Origin of the sequence: Lysinibacillus sp. C5.1, from assembly GCF_016350185.1 — a bacterium.
In the GTDB taxonomy this organism is placed as follows: Bacteria; Bacillota; Bacilli; order Bacillales_A; family Planococcaceae; genus Lysinibacillus; species Lysinibacillus sphaericus.
The window spans coordinates 1,682,337-1,702,938 of record NZ_CP066226.1; the positions used below are offsets into that span (position 1 = coordinate 1,682,337).

18 protein-coding genes and 3 pseudogenes are annotated in these 20,602 nt (G+C 34.8%); 15 read left to right on the forward strand and 6 right to left on the reverse strand.

The features are described from left to right. Window positions 1–136 precede the first annotated feature (136 nt). Window positions 137–369: pseudogene (locus I5435_RS23155) on the reverse strand (IS4 family transposase); the annotation flags it as partial. Window positions 370–949: 580 nt separating this feature from the next. Here I5435_RS23155 and I5435_RS07890 point away from each other — a divergent pair. Further along, complete coding sequence (locus I5435_RS07890; RefSeq protein ID WP_108030436.1) at window positions 950–2,677, forward strand: methyl-accepting chemotaxis protein; 1,728 nt, start codon at window positions 950–952, stop codon at window positions 2,675–2,677. A gap of 86 nt (window positions 2,678–2,763) precedes the next feature. Here I5435_RS07890 and I5435_RS07895 read toward each other — a convergent pair whose 3' ends face one another. Then, window positions 2,764–3,105, reverse strand: a complete 342-nt coding sequence (locus tag I5435_RS07895; RefSeq protein WP_337983550.1) for a hypothetical protein — start codon at window positions 3,103–3,105, stop codon at window positions 2,764–2,766. A 527-nt stretch (window positions 3,106–3,632) separates the two neighbouring features. Beyond that, window positions 3,633–4,190, reverse strand: coding sequence for a hypothetical protein (locus tag I5435_RS07900; protein ID WP_108030438.1), 558 nt, complete (start codon window positions 4,188–4,190; stop codon window positions 3,633–3,635). Between the two features lie 366 nt (window positions 4,191–4,556). Here I5435_RS07900 and I5435_RS07905 point away from each other — a divergent pair, with 366 nt between their 5' ends. From I5435_RS07905 to I5435_RS07950, 10 genes and pseudogenes are all read left to right on the forward strand, one after another. Beyond that, window positions 4,557–4,910, forward strand: a complete 354-nt coding sequence (locus I5435_RS07905; RefSeq protein ID WP_337983551.1) for a hydrogenase maturation nickel metallochaperone HypA/HybF — start codon at window positions 4,557–4,559, stop codon at window positions 4,908–4,910. Window position 4,911: 1 nt separating this feature from the next. Continuing rightward, window positions 4,912–5,571 carry a hydrogenase nickel incorporation protein HypB gene (gene hypB, locus I5435_RS07910; RefSeq protein ID WP_337983854.1) on the forward strand — a complete coding sequence of 220 codons (660 nt, stop codon included), beginning with the start codon at window positions 4,912–4,914 and terminating at the stop codon, window positions 5,569–5,571. After that, window positions 5,556–7,859, forward strand: coding sequence for a carbamoyltransferase HypF (hypF, locus tag I5435_RS07915; RefSeq protein WP_337983552.1), 2,304 nt, complete (start codon window positions 5,556–5,558; stop codon window positions 7,857–7,859). Before hypB ends, hypF begins: the two co-directional genes overlap by 16 nt. Window positions 7,860–7,874: 15 nt before the next feature. Continuing rightward, on the forward strand, window positions 7,875–8,108 hold the full coding sequence (locus tag I5435_RS07920) for a HypC/HybG/HupF family hydrogenase formation chaperone (protein ID WP_024363297.1): 234 nt from the start codon (window positions 7,875–7,877) through the stop codon (window positions 8,106–8,108). Further along, entirely contained in the window at window positions 8,083–9,189 is a 1,107-nt protein-coding gene (hypD, locus tag I5435_RS07925) for a hydrogenase formation protein HypD (protein WP_337983553.1), read from the forward strand. The genes I5435_RS07920 and hypD overlap by 26 nt, the downstream gene beginning before the upstream one ends. 4 nt (window positions 9,190–9,193) lie before the next feature. Continuing rightward, window positions 9,194–10,200, forward strand: a pseudogene (gene hypE / locus I5435_RS07930) (hydrogenase expression/formation protein HypE). Between the two features lie 55 nt (window positions 10,201–10,255). After that, window positions 10,256–10,792, forward strand: coding sequence for a cytochrome b5 domain-containing protein (locus I5435_RS07935; RefSeq protein ID WP_337983554.1), 537 nt, complete (start codon window positions 10,256–10,258; stop codon window positions 10,790–10,792). After that, the gene (locus I5435_RS07940) at window positions 10,785–11,690 is read left to right on the forward strand and encodes a hydrogenase small subunit (RefSeq protein ID WP_337983555.1); all 906 of its coding nucleotides are present in this window, start codon (window positions 10,785–10,787) and stop codon (window positions 11,688–11,690) included. Before I5435_RS07935 ends, I5435_RS07940 begins: the two co-directional genes overlap by 8 nt. After that, entirely contained in the window at window positions 11,683–13,089 is a 1,407-nt protein-coding gene (locus tag I5435_RS07945; RefSeq protein WP_337983556.1) for a nickel-dependent hydrogenase large subunit, read from the forward strand. Before I5435_RS07940 ends, I5435_RS07945 begins: the two co-directional genes overlap by 8 nt. After that, window positions 13,089–13,544 (forward strand): hydrogenase maturation protease, encoded by a 456-nt coding sequence (locus tag I5435_RS07950; protein ID WP_337983557.1) that lies wholly within the window; start codon window positions 13,089–13,091, stop codon window positions 13,542–13,544. Before I5435_RS07945 ends, I5435_RS07950 begins: the two co-directional genes overlap by 1 nt. Before the next feature lie 238 nt (window positions 13,545–13,782). On the opposite strand, the gene I5435_RS07955 is transcribed toward I5435_RS07950, so the two are convergent. After that, on the reverse strand, window positions 13,783–14,097 hold the full coding sequence (locus tag I5435_RS07955) for a MazG nucleotide pyrophosphohydrolase domain-containing protein (RefSeq protein ID WP_024363304.1): 315 nt from the start codon (window positions 14,095–14,097) through the stop codon (window positions 13,783–13,785). Between the two features lie 58 nt (window positions 14,098–14,155). Between I5435_RS07955 and I5435_RS07960 the strand changes: the two genes are divergently transcribed. Then, window positions 14,156–14,716, forward strand: coding sequence for an LOG family protein (locus I5435_RS07960; RefSeq protein ID WP_337983558.1), 561 nt, complete (start codon window positions 14,156–14,158; stop codon window positions 14,714–14,716). A 127-nt stretch (window positions 14,717–14,843) separates the two neighbouring features. On the opposite strand, the gene I5435_RS07965 is transcribed toward I5435_RS07960, so the two are convergent. Further along, window positions 14,844–15,131: a hypothetical protein gene (locus I5435_RS07965; protein ID WP_337983559.1), complete on the reverse strand. Its 288-nt coding sequence runs from the start codon at window positions 15,129–15,131 to the stop codon at window positions 14,844–14,846. A gap of 375 nt (window positions 15,132–15,506) precedes the next feature. Between I5435_RS07965 and I5435_RS07970 the strand changes: the two genes are divergently transcribed. Further along, complete coding sequence (locus tag I5435_RS07970) at window positions 15,507–17,255, forward strand: methyl-accepting chemotaxis protein (RefSeq protein WP_337983560.1); 1,749 nt, start codon at window positions 15,507–15,509, stop codon at window positions 17,253–17,255. A 386-nt stretch (window positions 17,256–17,641) separates the two neighbouring features. On the opposite strand, the gene I5435_RS07975 is transcribed toward I5435_RS07970, so the two are convergent. Then, window positions 17,642–18,526 (reverse strand): helix-turn-helix domain-containing protein, encoded by an 885-nt coding sequence (locus I5435_RS07975; RefSeq protein WP_337983561.1) that lies wholly within the window; start codon window positions 18,524–18,526, stop codon window positions 17,642–17,644. Between the two features lie 405 nt (window positions 18,527–18,931). Here I5435_RS07975 and I5435_RS07980 point away from each other — a divergent pair. Together I5435_RS07980 and pdxR are read left to right on the forward strand one after the other, a co-directional pair. Continuing rightward, window positions 18,932–19,135 (forward strand): annotated as a pseudogene (locus I5435_RS07980) (transposase); the annotation flags it as partial. Window positions 19,136–19,152: 17 nt separating this feature from the next. Then, complete coding sequence (gene pdxR, locus I5435_RS07985; RefSeq protein WP_337983562.1) at window positions 19,153–20,601, forward strand: MocR-like pyridoxine biosynthesis transcription factor PdxR; 1,449 nt, start codon at window positions 19,153–19,155, stop codon at window positions 20,599–20,601. Window position 20,602 lies beyond the last annotated feature (1 nt).

Genomic DNA, 20,602 nt, shown 5'->3' on the forward strand with positions numbered 1-20,602 from the left:
GTTTAAAAAAGAGAATATACCTTAAATGAAATGGCTTAATGAACAATCCCGTAATGTTTACTGGTATCCAGGAGTAAACTAATCTTTGATCTTGAATATTAAGTTTACTAAATTAATAGTCCTAGATTAGATAAAGGGATAAAAGCATTGATTTATCAACGTTAATAAGGGTTTTTAAACTAATTAGCCTCAGTTTAGCGATTTCCTGACTAAGCCATTCACAAAGGGCTATCAGTTCGTTTGCTTGCTACTTACTAGCTCGCTGGACAAAGCCAACTTTTTGGCCATTTTTTGTAGGATTATTGGGGAGAGACAGCGTTGTAATTCTTGTGCGAAAAGATGTAGTTCATTTGAAATGATTGGATTCATCAAAAACGCCACCCTTTCTCGTAAACGAATATTTTTACAGAAAGAATAGGCTTTTTTTCGATTTTTGGGAAATTAGTTTCGTTAGCTTGATGGACATATAACGGTACCCCTGTTGGAAATACATTAATTTCCGCTTCAATCAACGAGAGAGCCCTTTTATCAAACATTCCACTAAAAAAATCATGCTGATAGAAAAGATGTTATCTCATTGAAAATCTATATTCCTAAATGAAAGACACACACATTGATTCTTTGTGCTCTTTATTTTTCGTAAAAGTAATAATAAATATTGATTTTTAGTTATATATAACTATAATAGAGTAAAGTAGCTGAAGTGATGAACGGTTGAATGGATGTAAGCTAGTAGTGAAATACCTTTGTATCACTACTTACTATAGGGGATTTTATTAGATTTTTTGCCCTCCTTATTATTATACGAAAAGCCCTCGAAACTTCTAATTGCGTATAGTCTAAAATACCTAATTCTAGAATAGCTTCAAGTTACTAACCGAATAGAAATACGAAATGGAATGTATGTATTCAAATGAAAAATAATATTATGCAAAGTTGAGGGGAAAAGATGGTCTTTTTCATAAATAAATCTAACAACTGGGATCAATATATAAATGCTTCAGAAACAGACTTACCTAAAGTGGGGGAACGAGCGAAGGAGCGCTTATCGTTCTTAGGTGTTGACCAAGAAACGCTTAATAGGGTAAAACAATCAGCGAATATATTAGCTCCTTTTAAGAAGGAAATGATTGATAAATTTTACGGAAGAATACAATCTGAACATATATTTAATCAACTTATTGTGCAACACGCCACAGTCGATCGTCTAAGAGAGAAGATAGAACAATATATCGATCAATTTTTAGAAGCGGAAGTAGATCAGCATTATATCGTGACGCGAATAAAAATAGGGGAGTACAATAGTCGAATTAATTTGACAGCAGAAAATTTTGTTGCTGCACATGATTTGCTGATTCAGATAATGACCACAATTTTAATGGAAAAACTACATCGACATCCTAAGCGTATGATAGAAAGTGTGGTTGCTGTACAAAAGCTAGCAGCCTATGACAAACAATTAATCGTTGAAGTATATATGGAAAATACGTTTAAATACTTTTTAAACGAAGTATCCGACATGTTAAATGATATGATGAGTTTAGATACAATCAAACAACTGCTTTCGAATATGCAGAAAAAGATAGATGAGACCCATAGTGTAACTGCGGCAACGGAAGAAATGAGCGCTTCTATACATGGGGTAGCAAATTATGCAGTTGAAGTAGCAGAAGGAACAGATGAGGCGGTTCATTCAGCGGAAGAAAGCGGAAAAGTCGTAGATGAAACGATGGAAGATATAAAGCAAGTCGGTCATGTATATGGAAAAATTGTAAAGAATGTAGAACAACTGAATCAAGAAATTGACTATACACAGGATATTGTGAGAATCATTAAAGAAATCGCTGATCAAACCAACTTATTAGCACTTAACGCATCCATTGAAGCGGCTCGTGCAGGGGAGCATGGACGTGGTTTTTCGGTAGTTGCTTCAGAGGTGAGAAAGCTGTCAGAGCATACGAAGGAAGAAATCGTGAAGATTATTGCTAATATGGAGTCATTGCAAAATGTATCTTTGGAAGTCATTGAAGGGATTGACCAAACGGAAAAATTAGTTGAAAAGAGTGTTGTAGGGGCAGAAAGTGCAAGTGAAGCATTAATCAGTATCGTTGAAATGATGAAAGGGATTAATGAATCAACCTCCCAAATCGCAGCGATGAGTGAAGAGCAAACCGCTACGATTGTGGACATCGCTTCACGAAATGCCAGTATCTATGATAATAGTGTGGAATCACAAGAAATATCAAAACGAACAGCAAAAACATTTTTTGAAATTAGTAATAAAATGGATACGTATCGAAAAAAATTCTTAAATATCAATGTGAAACTAACATCAAAAGATATTTTAAAAGTGGCGAAAACGGACCATTTACTATGGAAATGGCGAGTGTATAACTTAATTTTAGGCATAGGGACGATCGACTCAAAAGAAATGATTTCACATAAAGAATGTAGGCTAGGCAATTGGTATTACGGAGATTTACCTAATCATGTGAAAAGCAAAAAAACATTTAAAGACTTGGAACAACCGCATATGAAAGTACATCAAAGTGCTCAACTGGCAGTGAAATGTTTTGAAATGAATGATCCTATAGGAATAGAGAAAGCCTTTGAAGAATTAGAGAAATATTCCGAAATTGTTTTGGGTTTATTAACGGATTTAGAGAAAGAACTTTAGTAATAAATAGAAGCGCAATAATCCTTGTATTGTAAGGATTATTGCGCTTTTATAATGCTATTTTATTTGTATGTTTAAGGTAATGGCTATAGTTTATATTGTTTGACTAATGCATCTAGTTCTGTAGACAGGGTAGCTAGTTGCTCTGTTCCTTGAACGCCAGCTGATGCCTCTTGTGTAATAGCGGTAATTTCTTGAATGGAAGCATTGATTTCTTGTCCTTCTTCCGCCATACCTTGAACATTTTGCATCATACGCACTACATGATTCGCTACTTGTTGCATTGCTTCATTAATAGATTTAAATGTTTCTGTTGTTTGTTGTAATTGAGCAGATCCTTCTTGTATTTTCATAAATCCAGTAGCGTGGTACGTATTTAAATTCAAGCTGTTGTTGGTTTGGGCAAGTGTACTGATCTTTTTCTTCATCATAATCCCCATTCGCTATATTATATTCGTTTTGCCTCTTCGGTTTCCTCTGTTTTTTTACATACATGTTGTAAGGCCTCTCACTTAAGGTTCACAAGGTTATCTTCATAATTTTGTTCCAGCATCGGTTAAGATATGTTTTAGTAACTTCAAATAATGGTGGTGGTAATCTTGAAGTTATCGGTCGTACTGGTTGGTGACCGGCTTCATTTCTTGTGGCGCGACTCTAGCCCATCATTTACATGGAGCGGACCTTTCCCCCTTATTTCTGATGATGTTGAAGTATTGGGAGGTTAGCTGGAGCCCTATGCTATAACATTCTTTACCTTTAATATGTGACCCATACTTTTTTTCAACTAATTCCCCCGATTGCTACACTTCTACTAAACACTTCCATTGCCTGCTCTCTAATTCAGTGGATAAAGAAACAGCAGGAAAGCGTATTGAAGAACGCTCGGCTGCTGCTTGGGACATATAACGGTTTTGGCATTCTTATAATAAACACTTTTTAAATAAATTGAAAATAGCTAACTATTTGCTTCAATTTCTGCCCCTGTAAAAACAGTTTTTTCTACAAAAGCCCCTGTAGCTTGGGGATCTGTAGATAATATTTGTCCAGTAAGATAGTAAGTATTCACACCAGTAGGCGGTGAGAGGTCTACAAAGGTAAAGGTAGTAGCATTGCCATTTACAAACCCGCTATTCACTACTACATCTTCAATCAGGAAAATTGATGAAGTGAACGTAGGGTCATTTCTAAATATTTGGAGAGCAATTTGTACAAAACCTGGTGCAGGCGCACCTGTAGATACCCTTGTCTGAACTGTTCCAGTAAACCATACTCGGTCACCTAAGTCGTCAATATTTAATGTGACAGTAGCTAACAGTGTTGGTAACAACGTAAGCTCAATAAAAGTAGGTATAACGATATTTTGATCAAATTCCGTCAATAGCCCGCTGCTTGCCGGAGGTTCTTTTTCTCTCTGTGGCTCTGGTGGACAAACTGCTTTTATCTTAGTATATTTTTTACATTCTTGTTCTGAACAGCATCTTTGAACGATTTTATAGGTCTTATTTCTATGCATAAACTCACCCCAAAAAGTTTCAACTTATTATCTCCATAATATGTTTTATAGGGAATTACGCTAGGGCTAATGGAGAAATTCCTTTATGAAATTTGTTAACTGCATGAAGAAGTGGATTGATTCATAGAAGGGATGTTAGCGGCTTTGATATACAGACTTACAAATGGTTCTAGATGGCAGTCGACTTTTCTTTACTTCTACTTATCTTAGAGTGTTTTAATATCCATTTCTTTCGTTTGAAGCAACCATACTAAAATGGACAAAGTGAGAAATAAATAAGCATAATCCTTAATTTATAATTTAAGTTCTTTTTAGTAATATCAAACATAAAATTTTTATAGAAGTTTGAAGAAAGGCGCCTATTAGATGCATGAAATGTCATTAATGTATGAAATCATTCAGCTTGTTTCAGAGGATGCGAAATTAAGAGGTTTTCAAAAAGTAAAACAAATCCAAGTGATTGTAGGAGATTTATCAAACGTGTTGCCAGATGCGTTAGAATGGGCATTTTTGTATTTTTGTAAAGAGAGAGCCTGTCTTCTGAATGAAGAATCACAACTAACAATTATCCGTGAAAAGGCAATATCACAATGCCAAAACTGTTTATTTCAGTTTGAACCGGACTATCGCATCGCCTTTTGTCCAAAATGCAATTTACTAGATGGTCTGATTATATCAGGAGAAACATTTCAAGTTGAATTTTATGAAGGAAGTGATTAGTTTGAAAATAAAACTTAAAGAAGAAGTATTAACCGATCTGAATGCCGCGGCAACATTTAATCGGAATTTGTTTAAAGAGAATAAAACACTAGTAATTAATTTAATGAGTTCACCTGGTGCAGGTAAGACAACCCTATTAGAAGAAACAGTTAAAAGACTAGAGGACAAGTTCAATATTGCTGTGATTGAAGGAGATTTAGCGACAGAACGAGATGCAGAAAGATTACGCTCTCTTGGAATCAAAACAGTTCAAATTAATACTGTGGGTGGTTGTCATCTAGATGCAAGAATGATTGCCAAGACTATTCCAGAATTCAACTTTGAATCTATTGATATACTCTTTATAGAAAACATTGGTAATTTAGTTTGTCCTTCTGGTTATGATTTAGGCCAAGATTATAAAGTTGTCGTTTTAAGTGTTCCAGAAGGTAATGATAAAATACCGAAATATCCTGTCATGTTTCGAAGAACCGATTTAACGATTATTAATAAAATAGATCTTTTGCCATATGTAGCTTTCAACATCGAAGAGGCGAAACAAGATTTAGCACAAATTAATCCCACCGCACAATTCAAATTAGTATCTGCAACGACAGGGGAAGGTATAGATGATTGGATTAATTGGATTAAGGATGTTTATCGTACATGTATCAAGCATTAAATGTCGTTGTGCAGGGAAAAATACAAGGTGTAGGTTTTCGTCCTTTTGTGTATGATCTATCAAAAAAGTACGACTTAAAAGGAACTGTACAAAATACCGTAGGCAGTGTATCGATTATTATAGAGGGTGAAGAAGAAAGACTACACGAGATGATACACGAATTAAAAAGTAATCCACCAAAAATATGCAACATCACGGATTTGGAAATACAAAAAATACCGCCTCATTATTACAAAGATTTCTCTATTCTTCAAAGTAAAGAAAGCAAACATCCTACGACTCTTGCTATTACTCCAGATGCTGCAATTTGTGAATTATGCTTAGAAGAAATGATGAATCCACAAAATCGCCGTTTTCAACATCCATTTATTAATTGTACTCAATGCGGTCCACGTTATACGATAATACATCGTTTTCCATATGATCGTCCTCAGACGACTATGAGTAAATTTCCGATGTGTTCAGACTGTCAAAATGAATATCATAACCCAAATAATCGACGGCACCATGCACAACCAATTTGTTGCCCTAATTGTGGACCAACATTGAATCTACTAAATACAAAAGGTGAGTTAATAGCGCATAACCTTTTCGCAATCGCCAAAACCACAGAGTTATTAAAACTCGGGAAAATCATTTCCGTTAAAGGAATAGGCGGTTATCATCTTGTTTGTGATGCCACCCAAGAAAAAGGAATAGATTTACTACGGAATCGAAAAAAACGTCCTCAAAAGCCATTCGCTATAATGGTAAAATCACTAGAAGTCGCGCGGAAATTTTGTTATGTAACATCTGATGAAGCCGCATTATTAACAAGTTCAGCAAATCCTATCGTTTTATTGGAAATGAAGAAAGAAAATTTATTACCACTTAATATTGCTCCTGGATTAACCAAGCTTGGAGTTATGTTACCCTATACACCTATTCATCATCTGTTATTTGATACGCCAGAACTGGAATGTCTAATTATGACAAGTGCCAACAGAAGTGGCTCTCCCATTTATTACAAAGATTCAGATTATGACGGTTTGAGTGAAATTAGTGATTATATCTTAACGCATAATCGTGAAATTGCACATCCAATTGATGATTCAGTAATACAACATAATGGAGAGAATACGGTCATTATTAGAAGTGCTAGAGGTTTCGCACCTGAAGTAATTGAATCCAATATGAATGTTTCAAATATTATTGCTCTTGGTGGAAATCAAAGAAACGCATTTGCTATAGGGGGTCAAAAAGGTCTGATACTTAGTCCGCAAATTGGAGATTTAGAAAATGAGGAAATGATGAATAGCTTGAACAAACAGCTTCAATCTTTTAAAGAATGGTACACTGTTGACGAAAAATATATCGCCGTTGATATGCATCCTTTATACGCAACTACTATACTGGCAAAACAATCGAAAAGTGAAGTAATACCGATTCAACATCATCACGCTCATCACGTATCTTGTATGGCAGAACATAATCTCAAAGAACCATGTTTGGGTATTATTTTAGATGGTACTGGTTACGGTAATGACGGTCATATTTGGGGATTTGAATTTTTATATGGAGATGCAAAAAGAATCAGAAGATTAGGCCATTTAAAGTACACACCTTTACCTGGAAGTGAAAAGGCAGTTAAAGAACCGTGGCGAAATGCAGTTGGGATGATTGTTTCATCTTTGAAAGAAGAAGGAAATAAATTTGCTACACAACTTTTCCCTGAAAAATCAAACGAAATTCATGTCATAGAACAAATGATTCTAAAACAATTAAATACAGCAATGGCAGGAACTTGTGGACGCTTATTTGATGCGGTTAGTGCAATATTGGGCATCTGTACAAGTTCTACTTATGAGGGAGAAGCAGCAATCAAGTTATCTGATTACTTAACTCGTGACACAATGAATAAATCAACGAAGGATATGTATTCCTTCGAAATTATAGAAAATCCTCAAGAATTTGTACTTGATATGAGTGCTATGATACGTCAAATAGTCATTGATAAATTAGAACAAAAACCTATTGTCCAAATTATCCAAAAGTTCCATCAAACGATTGTTGAAAGTTGCGTTAAAATGATTGTATTAATTGTGAAAAAATCCCCTGTTTTAAATAGAAATGTCGTTCTTTCGGGTGGCTCGTTCCAAAATAACTATTTGTCAATTGAAATAACGAATAAGCTTCGTGAGGAAGGGTTTCAAGTATATACACATCAAAAGATTCCATGTCATGATGGTGGCTTAGCTATAGGACAACTTTTAATTGCTGCACATAAAATTATAGATAAAAATAGTTAGGAGAGACTAGAAACAATGTGTATAGGGGTTCCTGCTAAAGTAATAAAAATAAAAGCGGAGAAAGCATTAGTGGATGTAATGGGATCAAAGATGTTTGTTGGAATCGTTTTTGTACCAGAAGTTCAATTAAACGATTTTGTTTTGTTACATGCTGGGCAAGCCATGACTATAGTTGATGAGAAATTTGCAAAAGAGAGTATGGAAGAATGGAGGAATATAATGAATGGAACATCTGATACATTTATCTAATCCTATTATTCTACGAAAATCTTTGGAAGCAGTCATTCAACTTGCTGAGCAATATAAGAAAGAAAAAGGTAGAATCCCTGTACTGATGGAAGTATGTGGTTCACATACAATGGCTTTTGCAAAAACTGGTATTAAAACAAGACTGAAAGATCATGTTCGTTTAATTGCAGGACCAGGATGTCCAGTTTGTGTAACAGATCAAAAATCCATAGATACCATGATAGAATTATCGCGAGATACCAATCGCACTCTTTGTACATTTGGTGATATGGTGCGTGTCCCAGGATCAAAGTTTTCTTTAATGGAGGCAAAAACAGAAGGCAAGGATATACGAGTTGTGTACTCCCCGTTAGACAGTATTAAAATTGCAGAAGAGAATCCAGAAAAAGAAGTCATTTTTTTAGGTATTGGTTTTGAAACGACTATACCTATTCTTGTGGCAACTATTCAGGAGGCAGAAAAAAAGGGATTAACAAATTACACTATTTGGATGACAACGAAATTAGTGGAACCTATACTAAGGACGCTACTTAATGGCAAAGAGATTAATATAGATGGTTTTTTATTACCTGGTCATGTTTCTGTGGTGACAGGAAAGAATAGTTTTGATTTTTTAGTAAAAGAGTACGGTATTTCTGGTGTAATAACAGGGTTTGAACCAGTTGAATTGTTAAGAGCGATTTATAAACTATTACAGCAATTATTAAGCGGAAAAAATGAAATTATTAATGATTATAAATATATGGTCAAAAATGACGGAAATATAGTCGCGAAAAAGTTGATGGAAAAATATTTAGATTACCACGATGAAGCATGGCGCGGTATAGGCGTAATTCAAAACAGTGGCTTCATTTTAAAACCTGAATATGCGATATTCGATGCAAAGAAAAAGTTTAATGTGTCTGTTGAAGAGCCGCGAAAAACAAAATGCCGCTGCGGTGAAATTATTCAAGGGGTAATAACACCTGAGGAATGTATCCTATTTAGTAAAGGGTGTACACCATTATTTCCAATTGGTCCTTGTATGGTTTCGGCAGAAGGTACTTGTGCAGCACATTACCAATATATGAAGGAGGGATAATTTGGTGCAGCGTATTAGTTTAACACATGGAGAAGGCGGCGAGTTAACTCATCGGTTAATTAAAGATGTTTTTATCGAATCTTTTGGTAATCTTCAGCACACACAACTTGATGCAGCAATCATTAAATTAAACGCTTCAAAATTAGCAGTTACAACAGATTGTTACGTTGTAAAACCCTTATTTTCCCAGGTGGAGATATTGGTAAGCTTGCTATTACGGGAACAGTCAATGACTTAGCAGTAAGTGGTGCAACACCTCAAGCTATTACTGCAGGTTTTATTCTTGAAGAAGGATTTCCAATAAGGCAATTAAAACTTATCGTTAAAAGTATGGCGGAAGAAGCCAAAAATGCAGGTGTGTCAATTATAGCTGGTGACACGAAAGTAGTAGAAAAGGGAAGTGTTGATGGATTATTTATTAACACAACTGGGATTGGTTTTATAAAAGAAACACATCAATTGTATCCAGAAAATATAAGCGTGGGCGATATGGTAATTGTAAGTGGAACAGTTGGAGACCATGGTATTGCTATCGTATCTGCACGCGAGGAATTGGGGTTGATGACAGATGTACAAAGTGACTGTGCTTCATTAAATCATTTACTACAAGAGCTTTTAGAGCAAGTGGATGGGATTCGTGTAATGCGTGATCCTACACGTGGTGGTGTATCAACGGCACTTGTCGAACTATGTGAAGAATTGCATTGTACAATTGAAATAGAAGACCGTTCAATTCCTATTCGGCAAGAGGTAGAAGGAGCATGCGATATTTTAGGTTTTGACCCACTCTATCTTGCTAATGAAGGTAAAGTATTGCTGATTGTTGACAAAAACCAAATAGATTGTGTTTTAGATATCCTACAAAATCATGAACTAGGCAAAGATGCAAAAGTAATTGGCCAAATTACTGAATGTCAAAAAGAAGAGGGGAAGGTGTTATTAAAAACACCTATAGGTTCTACAAGACGTCTTTTCCGTCTTTCAGGCCTGCTATTACCTAGAATTTGTTAATGAAAATAAACATGAAGCATAAAATGTGTGGAGTCTCTCTAATTAGGAGGAAAACATGCAAAATATCGAGATGCTTCGATGGCAGTTGAACAGCCTTGTTTCGCAAGTACAACAAGATATTTATACACTTTCTACAACTAATCAATCATCAATAACCCCTGTAATTCTTCAAAGGTTATGGGATACAACTTCTAGTATCCATTTCATTGGTGAATTACTTGTCAATCAAGCTTTAAATTGTTACCAGCCAATATCTGATAATTCACAAATAATTTCTGTAAACAGTACCCCTAAAAACACTCAAGTGCCACCTACTACACCTCAATCGCCAAATCAATCCATTCCACATTTAAACGAACGTAATTTTACAATAGGAGAATTAGCAAATTTCAATGGTAAAAATGGAAATCCTGCTTATGTTGCTGTCAACGGCACTGTTTATGATATCACCAATAATCGAGCATGGGCAGCAGCGACCCACTTTGGTTTACTAGCTGGTAAAGAATATTCACAAGAATTTGCTTCATGTCATGCTGGACAACAATCTATTTTAACAACTCTACCTGTTGTGGGGAGGTTATATCTTGAATAAGCTTATTTTACCGCCGGAAGATATAAGTAATGAAGCTATTTCAAAAAGGTTAACGACAAATGCGTTAAATAATGTGAACAATGGACTGATTAACAAAAAGAATCTTGTGTATTTAGAACTGAATGGTTGTTCAGGAAATATAATATCTTTGTTAAACGGGCAAAATCCAGACTTCGAATACGCTTTTACATCAATGGTCAATATTCTTTACAGTAATTCGTTAATGGTTTCGGAGGGTGAAAAAGCTATTGCAAAATTAATGAACGCACTAGAAGGAGATTATATTTTAGCCGTTGAAGGGGCAGTAGCCTTAAAAAATAATGGTCTTTACAACATCATTGGTAGTTGGAAAGGAAAACCGTTAACAGGACTAGAAGCAATCAAGTTGTTAGGAGAAAAAGCATCACACATATTGGCAGTCGGTGCATGTGCTACACATGGTGGAGTGTCAGCAGCAAAACCAAACCCATCTGAATCAGTAGGTATAAACAAAGTTCTAACAAATAAAAAGATGATAATGTTACCTGGTTGTCCTGTACACCCAGATTGGTTTTTAGGAACCTTAGCCCATCTTTTATTATATGGGGAGCCAGATACAGATAACTTAAACCGCCCATTGATGTTTTATAGTACGCTTATTCATGACCGTTGCCCAAGAAGACCGTTTTTTGATCGGGGAATTTTTGCGGAGAAATTAAGTGATAAAACTTGCTTATTCAAACTTGGATGTCGTGGCCCAGTAACGAGAACGGATTGTCCGACAAGGCAATGGAACGGGCACGTAAATTGGCCAATTGGGGATGATACACCTTGTATTGGGTGTGCGCAATTTGGTTTTCCAGATGCGATGGCTCCTTTTATTAGCTATGACACAACGAGAGTGGTAAAAGATGAATAAAAGAATTATCATAAATCCTTTGACACGTATTAGTGGTTTTTTAGAAATTGACGTTCGGATTGAAAACAATGTAGTTGTGGATGCAAAAACAAAAGGAAACTTATTTCGAGGATTTGAACAAATGTTAGTAGGTAGGAGTCCTTTTGATGCGGTTTACTTTACACAACGAATATGTGGAATTTGTTCGGCGGCTCATTCTATGGCTTCCTCACTAGCTTTAGAAGATGCACTAAAAATTGAGCCTATGGAACAAGGACGCTATTTACGAGACATCATTCATTGCTGTGAGTTTTTACAAAATCACATTCGTCATTTTTATCAATATACTGTTCCGGATTTTGTTAAATTAGGTCAAAATACACTCTTAGAAACAGATCATCATGATTTTCGATTAGCTAAAGAAATGAATAATCGGATTGCACAGCATTATTTAGATTCACTCGCTATCAGTCGTTCAGCACACCAAATGTTAGCGGTATTAGGAGGGAAAGCACCACATAATCATGGGGTGTTTATCGGTGGTATTACAACAAAAGCAACATCTGAGAAGGTAGTATTGATTGATTCACTATTACAAAAAATTGTAGAATTTATAGACGAAAAAATGATTCCTGACGTTTATGATATTGCTCATTATTATCCCGAATATTTTAAACTAGGTGGAGGGTACGGTAACTTATTATCTTATGGTTCATTTCATAATTATAAAGAGTTAGGAACACTGTATACGAATCCACTTGTTCTATCAAAAAAAGGACTAGAAGTGTTTAACGAAAATAATATAGAAGAAAAAATAGATTATTCTTATTACAAGTTGTCAGAGAAAACTGATAAACAAAATCAATTGGCTCTAGAACCAGACATGGATAAAAAAGGGGCATATTCTTGGGTAAAGGCACCACGATATAATGGACTTCCTTTTGAAGTAGGACCACTAGCAAGACTAATTTTAAGTGGAAATTATATAAATCGTATTTCAGCAATGGACCGTACAATTGCCAGAGCATTAGAAACAAAGAAAATTGCAGAAATTATGAAAATACTACTGAAACAAATTATACCGGATGTGGAAATGCAGCAAAAATACGACCTCCCTTTATCAGCATCTGGTAGGGGACTAGTAGATACTACAAGAGGAGCATTAGGGCATTGGCTAGAGATTAAAAATCAGAAAATTTCCTTCTATCAAATTATAACACCATCAACATGGGATTTTTCAACCCGAGATGAGAATGGTTATAGAGGAGTAGCTGAAGAAGCGCTAATTGGTACACCGATAGCCAATCCCGATGAACCAGTTGAGATTGGCAGAATACTACGTTCTTTCGACCCGTGCATGTCATGTGCAACACATGTATACAGCCCCGGAAAAAAAGTGAAAACTATACAGGTGTTCTAATGGAAAAAGTTATCGTACTTGGTATTGGAAATCGGTTAATGATGGATGATGGGATTGGCATTTATTTAGTGGAAGAAATGATGCGAGATGCAAGTGCACAAAATATCCAGTATATTATCGGAGAGTCAGACATCGACTATTGTATTCAACAAATCGAAAATGCAACGTTTGTTATTATAATAGATTGTACCATTACAGGTGGGCAACCAGGAGAGATAACAATTCATTCATTAGATCATGTTGTTGTATCTCGTTCATTCGACTTTTCAGTTCATAATCTTCATTTATTCCAAGTATTGTATCAATTGAGAAATCAAATTAAAGGTTATCTAATTGGAATTGAGCCATATAAAATATCATTTAATTTTGGATTAAGCAAAGTCATAGAAAATAAAAGAAATGAAATCGAAAAAAATGTAAAAGAAGTGATTCAACAGTTAATCAACATAGCATAGAGACTACTCTATTAATGGTGGTCTCTATGCTATTTAGTAAGTGAAAAAGGAGACTTTGGACGACCCAAAAAAGGAACCAACAGAGTAAATTTTTTAACAATCCCACTATTTAAATGATAAAAGCATTGCGCATTTGAAACCTTTCAATCTCATCATTAGTGAATAAGAATTTGCCTATTTTTAACGTTGATAATCCGCATTTTTTTTCAAGCAGTGTTTGGGACGCTTTCTATATGTATTATTGATAGCGTTTCGTTAATTTATCTTTATGACTTTCCATAATTTCTGTCAAATCAATTTCGTATTTGTCTGCTAAAATAAATAAATTATCCAATACATCACCCAGTTCTTCTTTCAAGTTTTCGATTTGTTGTTCTTTAGATTGTGTAATTTCATCTGGACGGTCGCGACCAATCTCAAGTGTACGAATGGCTTTTGATACTTCACCTACTTCTTCTGTTAAAAAATTCACACGAATAAATGGATTTAAGTCATACCAACCTCGTTTTTTATAAAATTCTGTAATCCATTTTTGATATTCTACAATATTCAATGCAATCTACTCCTTATTTTTCTATAATGATAATAATAGCATGAAGGAGGCGTTAAATTTGAATATTGCAGTTTATTGTGGCGCGAGTTTAGGAAACAATGAAGATTATATCGAAGCAGCAAAAGCGTTAGGTAAGTGGATTGCCAATCATGGTCATACGCTAGTGTATGGTGGGGGAAAAGCAGGATTAATGGGCGTCATTGCTGATGAAGTTTTATACCATAATGGTGAAGTAATCGGAATTATTCCGACATTTTTAGTAGACCGAGAGCTAAGTCATCCAAATTTAACTCGTTTAGAAATTGTCAATTCAATGTCTGAAAGAAAAAATAAAATGATTGAATTAGGAGACTGTTATATTGCTTTACCAGGTGGACCAGGGACGTTAGAAGAAATATCAGAAGTTATTTCATGGGCAAGAATTGGGCAGCACAAAAATCCATGTATCCTGTTCAACGTAGCAGGTTATTACGATAAGTTAAAGGATTTTTACAATGGTATGGTAACAAGTGGATTTTTAACAATGGCTGACCAAAAAGCGATGTTATTTACGGATTCCATTACAAAAATGGAACAATATATAAAAGAATTTACACCGGTCTCGGTAAGAACATATTAATGATACATAATAAGCGCATCTTTTCCGTTTGAAACCTTTCACAAAAGCATGTTAATCAACAAAATGGCTCTTTAAAAGAGGAATACGCATTCCTTATTAAAGAAATGCGCCCGATTGTTGATTAACTTTATCTACTATATGACGTCCAAACCCTATATAAATATTTACCATCTACCTCTATCACATCTCTATGTAATATAACAACCACATTAATGTATCTCGCCCATTGTGGTATTAGTTCAGTTAAACAATCAATAACCTTTACATCAGGACTGGCATAACCGACATTTTCTTCTCTCAAAAAGTGATTTGAGAAATCTTGATACAAAGAGTCCGTCCATTCATATACTTCAAACGGAGAATCAAAAATTCTATTATCTTCTCTATATTGTCCATTTACCCAATGTATTTCCATAACAATGCCCCCTAACATGTTTTTTATGAATGAATTATAAAAAAATGAGCGTTCCTCAACAATATAATCTTTAACAAGATGAACACTTTCATAGCTTCTCACAAAAAACGCACGATTGTGGAAGATGGAGACCATAAAGTACTAAAGAATGAGCAATGTATAGTTATTTATACGCGATTGCTTTTAGATGACATTTCACAAGAGTGTTACAACTTTAAAAGGCTGTTGGCAGTGGAAAAAGACAAATGATTAAAAAAGAATTTGCTTCTAGCTGTTCGTAGATCCATTCTCCTAATATAAAAAATAATTTCGATACTATTGAATTATGTAGATTATTGTCGAAATATACCTATATATAGTTGTGGGAGGAAGCAAATGAAGAAGAAAAATTTACAGTTACGAAGTATCTCAGGGAAGTTAATGCTACTTATCACAACTATTATACTTGTCACAGTTGTGATTATCGGCTCAACAAGTTATTTGGTTGCCAAAAATCAGCTCTTAGAATCAGGTCAAAGAGAACTACAAAGCATTGTTAAGGGGGCCTATACTTCATTAGAATTGATTAATGAAGAAGTAGAAAGTGGCAAAATAACACTAGCGGAAGGGAAAGAAAAAGCGAGAATTATTCTAAATGGACCAGTAAATGAAAATGGAGACTACGATTATAAAAAATCCCATTTTACTTACAAAGAAAATGGTTATATATTAGCTTTTGACGAAGATTTAGTGTTGCAACTGCACCCTTCTAAAATAGGTGGAGCTCCTACCGATGAACTTAACAGAAGCAATCGAGAAAAGATAGTTGCAGGTGGTAAGTCCAAAAATGAATCAGATCGATATGTCGTTTATTCCGACAAACAGCCTGATGGTTCTTTTAAAGATAAAACAGCCTATACAGAATATTTTGAGCCTTGGGACTGGACTATTGGAATTGCTGTTTTTCAAGATGAATTTTATGAAGGATTAAACATTTTACAATATATTATCTTTGGTACAACAGTTGTACTTATTATTTTAAGCTCACTTGTGTTTTATTTAGGTATTCGCAGGAAAATAAATACACTAAAAGATGTAGCTGAAACATCATCAAAAATTGCTGATGGTCATATAATGGTTACCAATTTGCCTGAATCAAGTGATGAAATTGGACAACTTGCGATTGCTTTTAATAAAATGTCACAGCAATTACGTACGCTTGTCGAAAATACTAAAAATACTAGTGAACAATTATTGGATTCAGCGACAAACTTATCAGCAATTTCAGAAGAAACATCAGCTAGTAGTGATGAAGTTGGTAGAGCAATTACCGAAATTGCTACTGGTACACAAGAACAAGCCCATGATTTGGACAAGATAAACCAAACAGTAGAGCTATTATCTTGTTCAATAGATACTACGGAAAAACAAAGTAAAGTTATGTACGACATTACAAAACATGCAGAAAAACTATCATCCGAGGGAATTGAAATCGTTCACCAATTACAAAAATCAAATACGGATTCATTAGCAGCATCACAAGAAGTCAGTCATGAAATAAAAAATTTAAATAGTAAAATAAATCAAATCACACAGGTAATGGAAACAATTGAAACAATCGCAGAACAGACAAATTTACTAGCTTTAAATGCGAGTATTGAAGCAGCAAGAGCAGGTGAGTATGGTAGAGGATTTTCAGTTGTTGCCGATGAAATAAGGAAACTAGCGGAACAATCAAAAAATGCTACTCATCAAGTACAAGGAGTCGTTTTATCCATTGTTTCAGAAACTACTAAAACAGTTGAAACTGTAGAAGTAACAATGGAGACTGCTAAAAAGTTAAATGATGATGTTGTTCTAACACAAAGCAAATTCAATCAGATGTCTGATTCTGTTAAACAAATAGTAGAATCGATATTAGCAGTAAATAAAGAAATGGACGTTATGACATCCTATAATAAGTTGATGAGTGAAGGAATCGAAAGTGCGTCCAGTGTATCAGAACAGACGGCAGCTTCAGTACAGGAAATTGCATCGTCCATAGATGAGCACATTAAAGCAATTGCTGATGTTGCTAGTGCTGCTGAAACACTAACGGAATTAAATCGAGATTTAAATGCTTTAATGGACAAATATACTTTATAACAGGATAGTGATGGGTAGGACATGCTCTAAAACTACTTCAAAAGATAACCAGTTTACAAATTAGATATAAAAAAATGCATCGAATCAAATGTTTCGATGCATTTATTCTAGTTAGTAAGTTGACTCTTCAATTTGCCCCTTAAATTTCAAAAATGATATTCGGAATGACTACAATATAGCCTTTAAATACGCATCTCTTTATTTTATTAAAGAAATGCGCACATTTGCAGTGTAGTTAGGCGTATATTCACCAAAACGTTAAGTAATGTACTAACGTATTAATTCCTGCAAACTTTACAGACATAATTATAAGTATAACGATAATACTTAATACTACACCAATAGCCTTTTTACCAGAATTATCCATGTTATCACCATCTCTTAAATTATATTTCTTCGTCAAACGATAAATTTACTGGCTCGTCCAGCAGTTCACCATGCACATCTAAATTAGTTGTTGGAATATTTTTATTTACTTCTTCAAAAGTGAATTGATCTGCCCATACAGTTCCTTGTCCACACAGCATGATACCAAACGAAATAACAGCACTTTGGGTGGGAACATCTAAAATAATAGAGTAGTGGTTCCACTTTGTTGTGCCTTTAATGGGGCGATTACTCATATTATCAAATTGAAGAACATCTTCCGTTGTGTTGTCTACTCGCATCCACATCCCAGCGTACGTATTTACCTCTTCCGTACGGATGAAACTAGAGAGTCGAATACGTTTTCCAACAAACTGATTAGCCTTAAATGTTTGCATCATGGTAGCGAATTCAGTTGAATCTAACACTGTTTTGGATTTTAAATAACCTGATGCTTTCCCCTGATGAACAACTTCATAATCAATTCCCATTTCGTAATTAAAAGGATTTGATCCACTTAAAAACCAACCTTTCACCTTTGTATCCATATTTGTTTCCTCCTTCATTTTCATCACGTCTGACATTATTCTGCGATATTTACCAGGTGGTAGCTTATAAATCTCTTTAAATGCTCTCGTAAATGATTCTTGTGATTCAAACTGATAATATAAAGCAATATCCAGAATGCGTTTACTTGTGTAAAGCAAGGCGGAAGAAGCATTAGCCAATCTTCTTAACCGAATATATTCAGTTACCGTCATGCCAACCGTGGCTTGAAATATTCGATGGAAGTGATACAATGAAAAATTTGATTGTGCTGCAATATTTTTTAATGTAAGTGGTTCATGTAGATTTTCTTCCACATATAAAATAATTTTTTTAATTATAATTTCATGGTTATACAACGAAGACACCTCCTTTAAATATAGAATATCAAGGTTCTTCCTTCGTTTTTTGATATATCTTGCGAAGTAATCGCTGCATCCTAAAAACCATTAAGAACAGGTTGATGTAATAATACTCTTTTTATAGCTACAACAATAGAACCTGTACAATATAACAAACCAACTTGCTCGAGAAATTTAGTTTATCGTTACACTGGAAAGGCGCTCTATAATGGAATAACTGAATAGTTTTGAATGGCTACGTTCGTAATAGAGAGAGCCAAACAGGTTCTAGCACAACAAGAAAAAACAATCGTACCATGAAATCAAGTTTGGTTAGCAACGCCGTACGAAAGGAAAGCACATGGCAAGGATTATAAGTATCACATCCTCCTTGGCAAATAATAGATGATTCTTCGATAGTGATGTGAAAGAAATAGAGTAGAAAATAGTGAAGTAACAAATTGTCCTGATTGTATTCACATGTTGGTGAGTATACTACCAAAATTACGTGTTTCATCGTTTGTAGGTTATTTGAAAGAAAAGAATCGTTCCACACCCTACCACCAGACCATAAAAATCCATGTTGAGTGGACCTTTTGGAATCGGTGCAGAAATGTAAAAATGTAAATAAGGAGATGAATTCAGTGTTTAAGGATTTTAAGATAACGGAAGGCAGGCCTTTGTATATTCAGCTTAAGGAATATTTAATAAGAATGATGACGAACGGGCATTTACTTGAACATCAAAAGCTTCCATCCACTCGTGAACTCAGCTCATTATTAGCTATCAGTCGAAATACCGTTCTTACGACTTATGCAGATTTAGAACAAGAAGGCATGATTTATGCAGTAAAAGGAAAAGGACACTTTGTAAGTCATGTAGAGACCTTTCAAGCTCCAACTATCGAGTTAAATTGGACTGAAAAAATCAATGAGCAAACCTTTTTATCTGAAAAATTAGATCTCATGAAACACGGAGTACGTTGGAATAAAGAAATGATTTCATTTACAAGTATCGCGCCCGATGAAAAGCTATTTGATGTAGAAAATTTTAAAAAGGCATTTTTAAATCGTATGTCCATTGAAGGAGACATTGTTCTTAACTATGGTTATGCAAAGGGCTATAAACCGCTTATCGATTACCTCCTTAACTACATGGAGATTAAGGGAGTAGACATTCGAAACAAAGATATTTTAATTACCAATGGCTTTACAGAAGGACTGGATATTCTTTTATCCACCTTAAATAAAAAGAACGGCCGTGTTATTTGTGAAAATCCAACCCATCATGCAGCCCTCAAGCTCTTTCGATTACATGGCTATGAGATTGATGGCATTGAAATGGAGGATGACGGTGTCAATGTTAGTGAGCTAGAAAAATGCTTATCTAAACAGGAATATGATTTTGCCTATTTCATTCCGTCTTATCATAATCCAACTGGAATCGTAACATCCTCTCAAAAAAGAAAGAAAATCATGGACCTGTTTTCGGCCTATCAGCTTCCTATTATAGAAGATGGATTTAATGAAGAATTACGTTACTCAGGGTCCCATCAGGCTCCATTAGCTGCTTTTGCTGGAAACGGCAATAATGTGATTTATATTGGTAGCTTCTCTAAAATTCTTTTTCCTGGCTTGCGAGTTGGCTGGATTTTAGCAGACAAAGAGTTGATTTATTATTTGGAAAGTATGAAAAGAGCTCGAACGGTGCATACGTCAACTTTAGATCAAGCTGTGCTATATCAATATTTAAATGATGGCTACTTTGAAAAGTATATAAAAAAAGCAAAAGCAGTCTATAAGAAAAAATATGAACTAGCTGTCCATTATTGTAAGCAATATATTCCATGTAAGCGAATCACAAGTGACGGTGGGCTCCACCTTTTTATAGAACTAGATCACAACATTGACTCACAAAAGCTTTTAGAAAAGTGTTACCAAAAGGGAGTTGTTTTTTCGACAGGTAATGTATTTTACACAGACAGTAGTGGACAACATACGTTGCGGTTAGGATTTTCTAGGTTACATGAGAAAGAAATTATTCAAGGAATTAAAATCATAGGAGACACTTTAAAAAATAATTATGGAGGTTAAA

Excerpts from the sequence above, each read along its gene's own strand:
- I5435_RS07920 (WP_024363297.1), top strand. The coding sequence starts at position 7,875 with ATGTGTATAGGGGTTCCTGCTAAAGTAATAAAAATAAAAGCGGAGAAA.
- I5435_RS07895 (WP_337983550.1), bottom strand. The coding sequence starts at position 3,105 with ATGAAGAAAAAGATCAGTACACTTGCCCAAACCAACAACAGCTTGAAT.
- hypD (WP_337983553.1), top strand. The coding sequence starts at position 8,083 with ATGGAACATCTGATACATTTATCTAATCCTATTATTCTACGAAAATCT.
- I5435_RS07900 (WP_108030438.1), bottom strand. The coding sequence starts at position 4,190 with ATGCATAGAAATAAGACCTATAAAATCGTTCAAAGATGCTGTTCAGAA.
- I5435_RS07890 (WP_108030436.1), top strand. The coding sequence starts at position 950 with ATGGTCTTTTTCATAAATAAATCTAACAACTGGGATCAATATATAAAT.
- I5435_RS07945 (WP_337983556.1), top strand. The coding sequence starts at position 11,683 with ATGAATAAAAGAATTATCATAAATCCTTTGACACGTATTAGTGGTTTT.
- I5435_RS07970 (WP_337983560.1), top strand. The coding sequence starts at position 15,507 with ATGAAGAAGAAAAATTTACAGTTACGAAGTATCTCAGGGAAGTTAATG.
- I5435_RS07965 (WP_337983559.1), bottom strand. The coding sequence starts at position 15,131 with ATGGAAATACATTGGGTAAATGGACAATATAGAGAAGATAATAGAATT.
- hypF (WP_337983552.1), top strand. The coding sequence starts at position 5,556 with ATGTATCAAGCATTAAATGTCGTTGTGCAGGGAAAAATACAAGGTGTA.
- I5435_RS07935 (WP_337983554.1), top strand. The coding sequence starts at position 10,256 with ATGCAAAATATCGAGATGCTTCGATGGCAGTTGAACAGCCTTGTTTCG.
- I5435_RS07905 (WP_337983551.1), top strand. The coding sequence starts at position 4,557 with ATGCATGAAATGTCATTAATGTATGAAATCATTCAGCTTGTTTCAGAG.
- I5435_RS07950 (WP_337983557.1), top strand. The coding sequence starts at position 13,089 with ATGGAAAAAGTTATCGTACTTGGTATTGGAAATCGGTTAATGATGGAT.